Source organism: Streptomyces sp. NPDC052301, assembly GCF_044593395.1.
In the GTDB taxonomy this organism is placed as follows: domain Bacteria; phylum Actinomycetota; class Actinomycetes; order Streptomycetales; family Streptomycetaceae; genus Streptomyces.
The window spans coordinates 25,879-39,021 of record NZ_JBIUBE010000002.1; the positions used below are offsets into that span (position 1 = coordinate 25,879).

9 protein-coding genes and 1 pseudogene are annotated in these 13,143 nt (G+C 73.7%); 7 read left to right on the plus strand and 3 right to left on the minus strand.

Annotated features, from left to right (window positions below; translation table 11 throughout):
* Positions 1-38: 38 nt before the first annotated feature.
* Together ACIHEJ_RS03760 and ACIHEJ_RS03765 are read right to left on the minus strand one after the other, a co-directional pair.
* Positions 39-1,713: pseudogene (locus tag ACIHEJ_RS03760) on the minus strand (FAD-binding dehydrogenase).
* A 17-nt stretch (positions 1,714-1,730) separates the two neighbouring features.
* Positions 1,731-2,357, minus strand: a complete 627-nt coding sequence (locus ACIHEJ_RS03765) for a TetR/AcrR family transcriptional regulator (RefSeq protein WP_400131881.1) — start codon at positions 2,355-2,357, stop codon at positions 1,731-1,733.
* A gap of 161 nt (positions 2,358-2,518) precedes the next feature.
* On the opposite strand from ACIHEJ_RS03765, the gene ACIHEJ_RS03770 reads away from it, so the two are divergent.
* From ACIHEJ_RS03770 to ACIHEJ_RS03780, 3 genes are all read left to right on the plus strand, one after another.
* Positions 2,519-3,145: an alpha-ketoglutarate-dependent dioxygenase AlkB gene (locus tag ACIHEJ_RS03770; protein WP_400131883.1), complete on the plus strand. Its 627-nt coding sequence runs from the start codon at positions 2,519-2,521 to the stop codon at positions 3,143-3,145.
* Between the two features lie 88 nt (positions 3,146-3,233).
* The gene (locus ACIHEJ_RS03775; protein WP_400131885.1) at positions 3,234-3,980 is read left to right on the plus strand and encodes an MBL fold metallo-hydrolase; all 747 of its coding nucleotides are present in this window, start codon (positions 3,234-3,236) and stop codon (positions 3,978-3,980) included.
* A gap of 31 nt (positions 3,981-4,011) precedes the next feature.
* Entirely contained in the window at positions 4,012-5,247 is a 1,236-nt protein-coding gene (locus ACIHEJ_RS03780; protein ID WP_400131887.1) for a DUF4032 domain-containing protein, read from the plus strand.
* A 1-nt stretch (position 5,248) separates the two neighbouring features.
* Here ACIHEJ_RS03780 and ACIHEJ_RS03785 read toward each other — a convergent pair whose 3' ends face one another.
* Positions 5,249-6,115 (minus strand): universal stress protein, encoded by an 867-nt coding sequence (locus ACIHEJ_RS03785; protein ID WP_400131889.1) that lies wholly within the window; start codon positions 6,113-6,115, stop codon positions 5,249-5,251.
* A gap of 183 nt (positions 6,116-6,298) precedes the next feature.
* On the opposite strand from ACIHEJ_RS03785, the gene ACIHEJ_RS03790 reads away from it, so the two are divergent.
* From ACIHEJ_RS03790 to ACIHEJ_RS03805, 4 genes are read left to right on the plus strand one after another with little or no spacing between them, the layout of a single operon-like run.
* Positions 6,299-7,975 (plus strand): FAD-dependent oxidoreductase, encoded by a 1,677-nt coding sequence (locus tag ACIHEJ_RS03790; RefSeq protein ID WP_400131891.1) that lies wholly within the window; start codon positions 6,299-6,301, stop codon positions 7,973-7,975.
* On the plus strand, positions 7,972-9,495 hold the full coding sequence (locus ACIHEJ_RS03795; protein ID WP_400131893.1) for an ATP-binding protein: 1,524 nt from the start codon (positions 7,972-7,974) through the stop codon (positions 9,493-9,495). The genes ACIHEJ_RS03790 and ACIHEJ_RS03795 overlap by 4 nt, the downstream gene beginning before the upstream one ends.
* Positions 9,492-9,842: a UBP-type zinc finger domain-containing protein gene (locus ACIHEJ_RS03800; protein WP_400131894.1), complete on the plus strand. Its 351-nt coding sequence runs from the start codon at positions 9,492-9,494 to the stop codon at positions 9,840-9,842. The genes ACIHEJ_RS03795 and ACIHEJ_RS03800 overlap by 4 nt, the downstream gene beginning before the upstream one ends.
* Positions 9,843-9,897: 55 nt before the next feature.
* Entirely contained in the window at positions 9,898-12,885 is a 2,988-nt protein-coding gene (locus tag ACIHEJ_RS03805; protein ID WP_400131896.1) for a helix-turn-helix transcriptional regulator, read from the plus strand.
* The last annotated feature ends 258 nt before the right edge of the window (positions 12,886-13,143 follow it).

Here is a 13,143-nt window from a genome sequence, read left to right on the forward strand (position 1 = left end):
CGGGCGAGGTCGCCCCCAGGTGAGTCGGGCCGCCGGGGTCAGCCCGTCTGCCGGGCCGCGTGCCGGCCCGCGGCCCGCCCCGAGAACAGGCAGCCGCCGAGGAAGGTGCCCTCCAGCGCGTTGTAGCCGTGCACGCCGCCACCGCCGAAGCCGGCCACCTCGCCCGCCGCGTACAGCCCCTCGATCGGCGTGCCGTCGGCGGCGAGGGCGCGCGAGTCGAGGTCGGTCTGGATGCCGCCGAGGGTCTTGCGGGTCAGTACGTGCAGCCGGACGCCGATGAGCGGGCCGGCCGCCGGGTCGAGGATGCGGTGCGGGCCGGCGACCCGGCCGAGCCGGTCCCCGAGGTAGCGGCGGGCGTTGCGGATGCCCTGGACCTGGGAGTCCTTGCTGTAGGGGTTGGCCATCTGCAGATCGCGGGCCTCGATCTGGCGGCGCACCTGGGCCGCGTCCAGCAGCGGTTTGTCGGTGAGGTCGTTCATCTTCCCGACCAGCTGCTCCAGGGTGCCCGCGGTCACGAAGTCCGCGCCCTTGTCGAGGAAGGCCCGCACCGGCGCGGGAGCGCCCTTGCCGAGCAGCCGGTCCCGCAGCACGGCCTTGCGGTTCCTTGGCGGTGATGTCCGGGTTCTGCTCGGAGCCGGAGAGCGCGAACTCCTTCTCGATGATCTTCCGGGTGAGGACGAACCAGGAGTGGTCGTACCCGGCGATGTCCTCGGTGGTGCGCAGGTACTTGAGCGTGCTCAGGGTGTCGTAGCCGGGCAGGCAGGGGTCGGGCAGCCGGCGGCCGAGGGCGTCGAGCCAGATGGAGGACGGGCCGGGCAGGATGCGGATGCCGTGGCCGGGCCAGACGGGGTCCCAGTTCTGCAAGCCCTCGGTGTAGTGCCACATGCGGTCCCGGTTGACCAGGCGCACGCCTGCCCCGGCGCTGATGTCGAGCATCCGGCCGTCGACGTAGGCCGGGACGCCGGTGACCATCTCGGCGGGGGGCGTGCCGAGCCGCTCGGGCCAGTAGCGGCGCACGATGTCGTGGTCGGCGCCGATGCCGCCGGTGGTGACGATCACGGCCTGGGCGGTCAGTTCGAAGTCGCCGGTCCGGTCGCGGTTGGAGGCGACACCGCGCGGCGAGGAGTCGTCGGCGAGGACCGTGCCGCGCACCCCGCGCGCCGTGCCGTCCTCGATGACCAGCTCGTCCACCCGGTGACGGTGGTGGAAGGCGAGCAGCCCGTCCCGGGCGGCCTGGCGGGCGTACCGCACGAACGGCTCGACCACGCCGGTGCCGGTGCCCCAGGCGATGTGGAAGCGCGGGACGGAGTTGCCGTGCCCGTCCGCCCTCAGGTCGCCGCGCTCGGCCCAGCCGACGGTCGGCAGCAGCTCGATGCCGTGTCCCTGCAGCCAGGAGCGCTTCTCGCCGGCCGCGAACCCGACGTAGGCGCGCGCCCAGCGCACCGCCCAGGAGTCCTCGTCGTCCAGCCGGTCGAACTGCGCGCTGCCCTGCCAGTCGTTCCAGGCCAGGTCGAAGGAGTCCTTGATGCCGAGCCGGCGCTGCTCGGGCGAGTCGACGAGGAAGAGCCCGCCGAAGGACCAGAACGCCTGGCCGCCGAGGTTGGCGGCGTTCTCCTGGTCGACCAGGGCCACCCTGCGGCCCCGGCTGGTGAGTTCGTGCGCCGCGACCAGGCCGGCGAGACCCGCTCCGACGACGATGACGTCCGCGTCCATGGCGTCCGTGTCCTTCCTCAGATCCTCGATGGGGAGCCGCTGCCGTCCGTGAGCAGCGCGGTGAGCAGCTGTTTCAGCCAGACCCGGGCGGCTTCGACGTCCTTGTCCAGCAGCAGTTGGGTGGTGACCCCGTCGTAGGCGGCGACCACGGCGTGTGCGGCGCCGTCGGGGTCGCCGAGGACGGCGGGGAGATCGGTGTGGCCGCGGGCCCGGGAGAGCCGGTCGGCGATGGCCCGGCGGAGCCGGGCGCGGTGGTCGAGCAGGGCGCGGGCGACGGCGGCGTCACGGGCGGCGTGCACCAGGAAGTCCGTCTTGACCAGCAGCCAGTCCACGTCGAGCAGCAGCACCTCGGTGACCCGGTCCACGGAGGCGCGGACGTCGAGGTCGGGGCCCTCCTGGGCGAAGGCGTCGGCCACCTGGGCGGCGATGAGGTCGGCGCGCTCCTGGTAGAGGGCGAAGAACAGCTCGTCCAGGGTGGCGAAGTTGGAGTAGAAGGCACCGCGGCTGAACCCGGCGGCCTCGCAGACCTCCTCGATGGACACCCGTCCGAAGCCCTTGGCGGCGAACACCTGGAACGCGGCGTCGAGCAGCCTGGCACGAGTGCGGACCCGGCGCCGGGTGACGCGTTTCGGTGTGTCTTCCATCGGCGGCGTGCTCCTTCGGCGATTCGATACGCGAATGTATCCGATACATCGATGTATCGAAAGAGCGTGCACGAGGCCGGATCGCTCGCGGCCCGCACGGCCCGGTGAGGCCCGCACGGCTCAATGGGAACGTATTTTCGATTCAGGAGTACGCTGGACCCATGTCCACGCACCTCCAGGGCTCCTTGTTCGACCAGACCGACGAGATGCGGCTCGGCCCGCTGGACGGTCTGCGCCGGACCCAGCTGGGCGCCGGCGCCTGGATCGACGTCCTGCCCGGCTGGCTGAGCGGGGCCGACGCCCTGTTCGAGAAGCTCGCGGCGGACGTCCCGTGGCGGGCGGAACGGCGGAAGATGTACGACAACGTGGTGGCCGTGCCGCGCCTGCTGGCCTTCTACGGCGCGCTCGACCCGCTGCCCGACCCGGTGCTGGACGAGGCCCGCGACGCGCTCTGCGCGCGCTACGCGGGCGAGCTGGGCGAGCCGTTCACCACCGCCGGACTGTGCTTCTACCGCGACGGCCGGGACAGCGTCGCCTGGCACGGGGACCGGATCGGGCGGGGCGCCCGCGAGGACACGATGGTCGCGATCCTCTCCGTCGGCGCGCCGCGGGACCTGCTGCTGCGCCCGGCGGGCGGCGGCTCGACGGTGCGGCGCCCGCTGGGACACGGCGACCTCATCGTGATGGGCGGCTCCTGTCAGCGCACCTGGGAGCACTGCGTGCCGAAGACCAGCCGGGCCACCGGGCCCCGCATCAGCATCCAGTTCCGGCCGCACGGTGTGCGCTGACGGCCGCGCCCACCCTCTTGCGCAGGGCGGTGCGACATCTGGTTGGCTGTCCCGCGACGATCAGCCGCCCAGGGGCCCCGGAGAGATCATGACCGCAGACGTACGCCAAGTCGCCGAAGACACCTACCTGGTGCACGGTCACCACACCAACTGGGTCATCCTCAAGGACGGCGACGCCGTCACGCTGATCGACACCGGGTACCCCGGAGACCGGCAGGGGCTCCTCGAATCCCTGGCGGCGGTGGGGAGTTCACCGGACGCGGTGGCCGCCGTGCTGATCACCCACGCGCACAACGACCACCTGGGCTCGGCCGAGTACCTGCGCTCGGCCCACGGCACCCCGGTGTATCTGCACCCGGCCGAAGTCCCGCACGCGCGAAGGGATTTCCTCCATCAGGCCACCATCGGTGACGTGGTGCGCAACGCCTGGCGGCCCGGTGTCGTGTCGTGGGCGCGGCATGTCGTCCAGGTGGGCGGTACGCAGCACAACCCGGTCACCGCTCCCGAGCCGTTCCCCGGCGAGGGCCCGCTCGACCTGCCGGGCCGTCCGGTCCCGGTGCACACGCCCGGCCACACGGACGGCCACTGCGTCTACCACCTGCCCGGGTCGGGCATCGTGATCTCGGGCGACGCCCTGGTCAGCGGGCACGCGACCGCACGGGTCAAGGGCCCGCAGATCCTCCTCGACTTCTTCCACCACGAGCGTGCCCAGGTCGTGGCCTCCCTGGACGTGATCGGCGCACTCGAGGGCGACACGCTGCTGCCCGGGCACGGGCCGGTCCACCGGGGCCCGGTACGGGCGGCGGCGGAGCAGGCCCGGGACCGGGCCTCCTAGAACGGGCGCGCGGGGCCTTAGGGTTCGTGCCATGGCCTTGCAGATCAGCGCCACGAACCCGGAGCACCCCGCGCTCCTGCTCGCCCTGCCCTGGGACGTCCCTCTGGAGGAGTGGCCCGAGGAGTACCTCGTGCCCCTGCCCCGTGGCATCTCCCGCCATGTCGTGCGGTACGCGCACGCCGGCGACGAGGTGATCGCCGTCAAGGAGCTGGCCGAACGGCCCGCGCTGCGCGAGTACGGGCTGCTGCGCGATCTGGACCGGCTCGGCATCCCGGCCGTCGACCCGCTCGCGGTGATCACCGGCCGCACCGACGGCTCCGGCGCGCCGCTGGAGCCGGTGCTGGTCACCCGGCATCTGCGCGGCTCGATGCCGTACCGGTCGATGTTCGAGACGACCATGCGCCCGGCGACCATGCACCGGCTCATGGACGCCCTCGCCGTGCTGCTGGTGCGGCTGCACCTGGCCGGGTTCGCCTGGGGCGACTGCTCGCTGTCCAACACCCTGTTCCGGCGGGACGCGGGCGCCTACGCCGCCTATCTGGTGGACGCCGAGACCGGTGATCTGCATCCCCGGCTGAGCCCGGGGCAGCGGGAGTACGACCTCGAGCTGGCCCGGGTGAACATCAGCGGGGAGCTGCTGGACCTGGAGGCGTCCGGCGCGCTGCACCCGTCCGTCGACCCCGTGGAGTTCGGGCACGAGATCTGCACCCGCTACCAGGGACTGTGGCAGGAGCTGACCCGCACGTCGGTGTATCCGGCGGGCAAGTACCACTACATCGAACGCCGGATCCGCCGCCTGAACGAACTCGGCTTCGACGTCGCCGAGATGCAGATCGAGCACTCCTCGGGCGGCGACTCGGTCACCTTCGTGCCCAAGGTGGTCGACGCCGGGCACCACCAGCGCCAGCTGCTGCGGCTGACCGGCCTGGACGCCGAGGAGAACCAGGCGCGGCGGCTGCTGAACGACCTGGAGAGCTGGATGGCCACCCAGGACGACCACGCGCCCGGCGACCCCCTGGCCGCCCGGCCCGAGGTGCTGGCCCACCGCTGGGTCCGGGACGTCTTCCGGCCCACCGTGCGCGCCGTCCCCCCGGAACTGCGCGGCTCCATGGACCCGGCCGAGATCTACCACGAACTCCTCGAACACCGCTGGTACCTGTCCGAGCGCGCGCAGCACGACACAGGCCTCGACACCGCCGTCACCGACTACATCGAGAACGTCCTGCCCAAGGCCCGGGCCACCCTGGAGCCCACCACCCCCGACTGACTCACTCGTGCGGGACCACGGCCACCGGGCACTCGGCGTGGTGCAGCACCCCGTGCGCGACCGAGCCGATCCGGGCGCCGACCGCCGTACGGTGCGCCCGGCGTCCGACGACCATGAGCTGGGCGTGCCCCGCCACCGAGAGCAGCACCTGCGCCGCACTGCCCATCTCGACGTGCTCGGCGACGGGCACGTCCGGGAACCGCTCCCGCCACGGCTGCAGGGCCTCGGCCAGCGCCTGGCGCTCGTACGGCTCGAGGCCGCCCACGTCGTCCAGCAGCTTCAGCGAGCCGGGGCTGTAGGCGAAGACCGGCGGCAGGGTCCAGGCCCGCACGGCCCGGACGGTCGCGCGGCGGGCCGCCGCGGTCTCGAACGCGAACCTCAGCGCCTCCGCGCTGTCCTCGGGTCCGCCGTGCTGGCCCACGACCACGTCCCGCCCGGCCGCCTCGGCCGCCGGCCGGTCCTCGGCGCGGACCAGGACCACGGGCCGGGTCGTCTCGGCGATCACCTGCTGGCCGACCGAGCCCAGCAGGAAGCCCAGGACGCGCCCGTGGCCGCGCGAGCCGAGCACCAGCATCTCGGCCTCCGCCGCCGCCCCGGCCAGCGCCTCCGTGGCCTGGCCCTCGACGACGTCCACACTCACCGTCAGCTCCGGATGGAGCCCGGAGACCTTGCGCACGGCCTCCGCCACGCCTTCGGACACCCACCCGTGCTGGGTCTCCCGGTCGGCGGCGGCCGGCGACTCGGCGTAGCGCCAGGCGTGCACGACCCGCAGGGGCAGCCCCCGGCGCACGGCCTCGCGCGCCGCCCAGTCCAGCGCGGCCACACTCTCCTCCGTACCGTCCACCCCTGCCGTGATCGGGCGTGTCATGCGCGGGCCTCCTCGTCATCGCTCGCTCGTGGTGCTCATGCCCACTTTCGAGCACGTCGCGCACGGGCACGACGATCTTTCGAGCGGAGAGCGAAGCCCGGCGATCGAACATACGATGGCTTCGAACCGGTGCGGTGCCGGCGGCACCGTCCCGTGGATCCAACCGCTCGGGGTGGGAGAGGCATGGCACAGGCCGCCGACACAGCGCGGACCGTCATTCTGACCGTGGACGACGACCCGGGGGTCTCCCGCGCCGTCGCCCGGGATCTCAGGCGGCGCTACGGCGAGTCGTACCGGATCGTGCGCGCGGAGTCCGGGGAGTCGGCACTGGACGCGCTGCGCGAGCTGAAGCTGCGCGGCGACCTGGTGGCGGTGATCCTGGCCGACTACCGGATGCCGCAGATGAACGGCATCGAATTCCTGGAGCAGGCGCTCGACGTGTACCCGGGGGCCCGACGAGTGCTGCTGACCGCGTACGCGGACACCAACGCGGCGATCGACGCGATCAACGTGGTCGATCTCGACCACTACCTGCTCAAGCCCTGGGACCCGCCGGAGGAGAAGCTCTACCCGGTCGTGGACGACCTGCTCCAGGCGTGGCGCAGCAGCGCCTACAAGCCCGTGCCCAGCACCAAGGTCGTGGGGCACCGGTGGTCGGCGCGGTCCTCGGACGTCCGGGAGTTCCTGGCCCGCAACCAGGTGCCGTACCGCTGGTACTCGGTGGACGAGCCGGAGGGCCGGCGGCTGCTGGCCGCCGCCGGGCAGGACGGGCAGCGGCTGCCGGTGGTGGTCACCCCGGACGGCGCGGCGCTGGTCGAGCCCGAGGCGCCGGAGCTGGCCGCGCGGGTGGGGCTCGCGACGACACCGACGGCCGACTTCTACGACCTCGTCGTGATCGGCGGCGGCCCCGCCGGACTCGGCGCCGCCGTGTACGGCGCCTCGGAAGGCCTCAGGACCGTGCTGGTGGAGCGGTCGGCGACCGGCGGGCAGGCCGGGCAGAGCTCCCGGATCGAGAACTACCTCGGCTTCCCCGACGGTGTCTCCGGCGCCCAGCTCACCGACCGGGCACGGCGGCAGGCGGCGAAGTTCGGCGCCGAGATCCTGACCGCGCGCGAGGTGACCGGTCTGGAGGTCAACGGCGCCGCCCGGATCGTACGGTTCGCGGACGGCTCGGCGATCGCCGCGCACAGCATCATCCTGGCGACCGGAGTGCAGTACCGGCAGCTGGAGGCGCAGGGCTGCAGGGACCTCACCGGCTGCGGGGTGTTCTACGGCTCGGCACTGACCGAGGCGGCCTCCTGCCAGGGGCAGGACGTCTACATCGTCGGCGGCGCCAACTCGGCGGGCCAGGCGGCGATGTACCTGTCCCGGGGCGCCAAGTCGGTGACGCTGCTGGTGCGCGGACCGGACCTGTCGGCGTCCATGTCGTACTACCTGATCCAGCAGATCGCCGAGGCCCCGAACATCTCCGTGCGCAGCCGTACGGTCGTGGACGCGGCCCACGGTACGGACCGCCTGGAGCGGCTGACGCTGCGCCACACCGTGACCGGAGAGAGCGAAGTGGTCGACGCCCAGTGGGTGTTCGTGTTCATCGGCGCCGCCCCGCTGACCGACTGGCTCGGCGACAGCGTGCTGCGTGACGAGCGCGGGTTCATCCTGGCCGGACCCGACCTGACCACCGACGGGCGGCCGCCGGCCGGCTGGGAGCTGGACCGTCCCCCGTACCACCTGGAGACCAGCGTCCCCGGCGTGTTCGTGGCGGGCGACGCCCGCGCCGAGTCCGCCAAGCGTGTCGCGTCCGCCGTCGGAGAGGGAGCCATGGCCGTCATGCTCGTCCACCGGTACCTGGAGCAGTCATGAGCGGGCAGGTCGTGCCGTGCAGCCCGAAGGAGATCGGCTCGCTGTTCCTCTTCGAGAAGCTGAGCCCCGAGCAGCTCGGGCGGCTGTGCTGCGAGGGGCGGGTGGAGCTGTTCCAGCCCGGTCCGGTGTACACCGAGGGCGACCCCGCCACCTGTTTCTTCGTGATGATCGAGGGCTCCGTCGTGCTCTCCCGCCGGGTCGGCGGCGACGACGTGGAGGTGTCCCGCACCTCGCAGCGGGGGGCGTACGCGGGGGCGATGCAGGCGTACCTCGGCGACCGGGTGCGGCAGGTGTACACCAACTCGATGCGGGTGACGGAGCCGACGCGCTTCTTCGTGCTGCCGGCGGACATCTTCGCGGACGTGATGAGCGAGTGGTTCCCGATGGCCGTACACCTGCTGGAGGGCCTGTTCTTCGGCGTGAAGAACACCCAGGCCGCCGTCGGGCAGCGGGAACGGCTGCTGGCGCTCGGCTCGTTGTCGGCCGGGCTCACGCACGAGCTCAACAACCCCGCGGCGGCTGCCGTCCGGGCCACCGCGACGCTGCGCGAGCGGGTGGCCAAGATGCGGCACAAGCTGGCCGTGATCGCCGAGGGGCCGTTCACCCGGGACGTCCTGGCGAACCTGGTCGAGATCCAGGAGCGGACCGCCGAGCGGGTCGCCAAGGCACCGGTGCTCAGTCCGCTGGAGGCCGCCGACCGGGAGGACCTGCTCACCGACTGGCTGGAGGACCACGGCATCGACCACGGCTGGCAGATCTCCCCCACCTTCGTGCAGGCCGGACTCGACGTCGACTGGCTGGAGCAGGTCGCCGCGGCCGTGGGCGAGGAGATCCTGCCGGGGGCGGTCGGGTGGCTCAACTACACCGTCGAGACCGAGCTGCTGATGACCGAGATCGAGGACTCCACCACCCGTATCTCGCACCTCGTCGACGCGGCCAAGCAGTACTCGCAACTGGACCGGGCGCCCTACCAGGTGGTGGACGTGCACGAACTCCTCGACAGCACCCTGCTGATGCTGTCCGGGAAGATCGGGCCCGGCATCGAGGTCGTGAAGGAGTACGACCGCGCGCTGCCGCCGGTGCCCGGCTACCCGGCGGAGCTGAACCAGGTGTGGACCAACCTCATCGACAACGCGGTCTCCGCCATCGGCAGCGCCGGCGGACAGGGCACGGTGACGGTCCGGACCGCGATCGACCACGAGCGGGCGCTGGTGGAGTTCCGGGACACCGGTCCCGGCGTGCCCCCGGAGATCAAGGACCGGATCTTCGACCCGTTCTTCACCACCAAACCGGTCGGCGAGGGCACCGGGCTCGGCCTGGACATCTCCTGGCGGATCGTCGTCAACAAGCACCACGGCACCCTGCGGCTCGAGTCGGTGCCCGGCGACACCCGCTTCCAGGTGCTGCTGCCACTGACCGCCGAGACGCCCGAGACACCCGAGACGGCTGAGGCACTCGAGTCGGCCGAGACGCCCGGCTCGCCCCGCTCGCCCGAAGAGCAACCGGAGGAGACCGTATGAGCACCGCCGACGGAATCGACCCCAGCGTCCCGCCCAGCGGTACCGGCTGCGTCGAGTGCGACGAGGCGGGCGGCTGGTGGTTCCATCTGCGCCGCTGCGCCCAGTGCGGGCACATCGGATGCTGCGACGACTCCCCCGCCAAGCACGCCACCGCCCACTACCGGGCGACCGGGCACCCGGTCATCCGCAGCTTCGAGCCGGGCGAGGGCTGGTTCTGGAACTACGCCACCGACGAGATGTACGCCTCCGGTCCCGAACTCGCCGCTCCGGCCGGCCATCCCGCCGACCAGCCGGTCCCCGGTCCGGCGGGACGGGTGCCGGCGAACTGGGCCGAGATCCTGCGCTGAACCGTCCGCGCAGGCTCGGGCCGGGGCTGTCGGTGGCGCGTGCCAGGATGGAGGCGTGTCGCAGACCGCCTTCACCACATCGCCGTTGATCGGCCGGGACGAGGAACTGGCCCGGCTGACGGGCGTGCTGGAACGGGCCCGGGGCGGCGAGGCGCGAGCGGTGCTGCTCGCCGGGGACGCGGGGGTCGGCAAGACGCGGCTGCTGGACGAGGTCGCCGTGCGGGCGACGCGGACCGGGACCACCGTGGTCACCGGCCACTGTGTGGACCTCGGCGATGTCGGCCTGCCGTACCTGCCGTTCACCGAGATACTTGGCGTGCTCGCCGCCGACGAGCGCTTCACGGGCGTCCTGGCCGCGCACCCCGCGGTGGACCGGCTGCTCGGCGGGGGCGCGGACGCCGTGGGCGGACCCGACGCGCGGCTCCGGCTCTTCGAGGACGTGGCCGGACTGCTGGCCGATCTGGCAGCCGTGGCACCGCTGCTGCTCGTCCTGGAGGACCTGCACTGGGCCGACCAGTCCTCCCGTGATCTGTTGCGGTTCCTGCTCAGCCGCGGCGTGCCGCACCGGCCGGGCGCCGGCACACCGGACCGGCGGCTCGCGATCCTCGCCTCCTACCGCGCCGACGACCTGCACCGCCGCCACCCGTTGCGGCCCCTCCTGGCCGAACTGGTGCGGTTGCCGGCCGTGGAGCGGCTGGAGCTGCGCCCGCTGCCGGATCCGCAGGTCGCCCGGCTGGTGCGGGCCCTGGAGGACCAGCCCCTGCCGGAAGCCGTCGTGCGCGGCATCGTGGCCCGCGCGGAGGGCAACGCGTTCTACGCGCAGGAGCTGCTCGCCGCGGCCGACGGGGACGCCTCCGGTGCGAGCGGAGCGGAGAGTGCGGGCGAGTACGCCCGCGGGGTGCCCAGCGGGCTCGCCGAGCTGCTGCTCATCCGGGTCGAGCAGCTGCCGGAGACCGCCCAGCAGGTGCTGCGGACCGCCGCGGTGGCCGGACGCCGGGTGGAGCACGATCTGCTGCGCGACGCGGCAGGACTGCCCGAGGACGGGCTGGAGGCGGCGCTGCGGGAGGCTGTCGGGCGGCAGCTGCTCGTCCCCGGGGACGGCGGGACGTACGCCTTCCGGCACGCCCTGACCCGCGAGGCGGTCTACGCCGACCTGCTGCCCGGTGAGCGGTCCCGGCTGCACGGCGCGTACGCCCGGCTGCTCACCGCCCGCGGCCGTGTTCCCGAGACCGCGGCGGAGCGCGCCCATCACTCCCGCGAGAGCCATGACCTGCCCGAGGCGCTCGCGGCCTGCCTGGAGGCCGCCGACCACGCCCGGCGGCTCGGCGCCCCCGCCGAGGAGCTGCGCCATCTGGAGACCGCCCTGGACCTGTGGCCGTCGGTGCCGGTGCCGGTGCGGCCCGAGTCGGAGGGGCTGGACCGGATCACGCTGACCCTGCGCGCCTCGGCGGCGGCCGCGCACGCCGGGGACGGCCACCGGGCGGTGGCGCTGACCCGCGCGGCGCTCGCCGGGATCGGCCCGGACTCCGACTCGGAGCTGGCGGCCCGGGTGCGGTACACGCTCGCCGGGAACCTGCTGACCGTGGACAGCCTGACGGCTGCGTTCCGGCACAGCAGCGAGGCGTTGGAGATGATTCCCGCCGAGCCGCCCTCGCGGACCTGGGTGTGGGCGGCGGCCACGCATGTGATGGCGGCCCGTCAGGTCGGCCAGGACGAGACGGCGTTGCGCGTGGCCCGCCGGGCCCTGGCCGTCGCCGAGGAGCTGGGTCTGCGCGCCGCCCGGGCCGATGTGCTGATCTCGCTGGCCGGGCTGGAGGGCGGTGGCCGGCGCAGTCGGGAGGGCCTGGAGCTGCTGCGCCGGGCCCGGGAACTGGCCCGTGCCGCCGAGGACGCGCCGGTGGAGATGCGGGCGCTGTTCAACCTGGCCATGGGTGCCTTCGAGGCGGGCGACCGGCAGGGGTGCCTGCCGGTGCTGGCCGAGGGCCTGGAGCGGGCACGCCGGGCCGGCCTGCTGTCCTCGGCGTATCCGCTGGGGATGCGCTATCTGCAGCTGCTGGTGCTGTACTCGCTGGGCCACTGGGAGGAGTGTCTGCGTGCCGCGGCGGAGGCGGCGGCCACGCTCCCTCCTGCGGGCGCGGGCTGTGCGACGGGTCCCGTCCTGTACGTGGCGCTGGGCCGCGGTGACGACAGCGCGGGGGCGCGGGCCCGGGCCCTGCTGGACGGCCCCTTCGACTGGATGGGCACGCTCGTCGCCGGGGTCGTCCTCACCGACATCGCCTCGCGGCAGGGGGATCCGGACCGGGCCCTCGGGCATCTGCGGGCGACGACCGGGGCGCTGGCCGACGGTACGGCGCGGCAGCCGGGCGTGACGGTCCGGCTCGCCGCGCTGTGCCTGGCGGGGATAGCCGACCGGACGGCCGGCCGGCACCCCGGCGGCGACGGTGACCTCGCCCGCTGGACGGACACCGCGGCGGAGCTGGTGGAGCTGGCGCGGGCCACCGCCGGGCAGGACCATGAGGGGCGGGTGCAGGGCCCGGAGGGGCAGGCGTGGCTGGCCCGCGCGGAGGCGGAGTGGGCGACGGTCGTCTCCGGTCCGGATCCGGCCGCGTGGGAGAAGGCGGTCGCCGCGTTCGAGTACGGCGACGTGTACGAGCTGGCGCGGTGCCGGGTGCGGTACGCGCAGGCGCTGCTGGCCACGGAGCGGCGTACGGAGGCGACGGAGCAGGCGCGGCTGGCCCGGGAGACGGCGGTCCGGCTGGGTGCGGCCCCGCTGCTGGAGCGGATCGAGGAGCTGACCCGGCAGGGCCGCCTCACGGCCTCCCCCGCCGTATCGCTCACCGCGCGGGAGCGGGACGTCCTGCGGCTCCTGGCGCGGGGCCGCAGCAACCGGCAGATCGGCGAGGAGCTGTTCATCACCGGCAAGACGGCCAGCGTGCACGTGTCCCACATCCTCGCCAAGCTCGGCGCCGCGAGCCGTACGGAGGCGGTGGCGATCGCCCACCGCACGGGGCTGATCGCACCGGAGACACCCGGCTCGGGGTGACGCGGGCGGGTCCGAGGCCGACCGGGGCGCGGGGAGACGGCAGGGCGGGGTGAGCCACGCGAGAGACCGCAGACCGGGGTGAGCCACGAGGGAGACCGCAGAGCGGGGTGAGCCGGACGAGGCCGGACGGGCCGTGCCGGGCGGAGGGAGCCAGCCGGGGCGCGGGGAGCCAGCCGGGGTGGGACGAACTGGGCGGGCCCGCTGGCCGGACGAGGCGGGATGGGCCGGGCGGGACGCGGGGAGCGGGGCCGGGTGGAG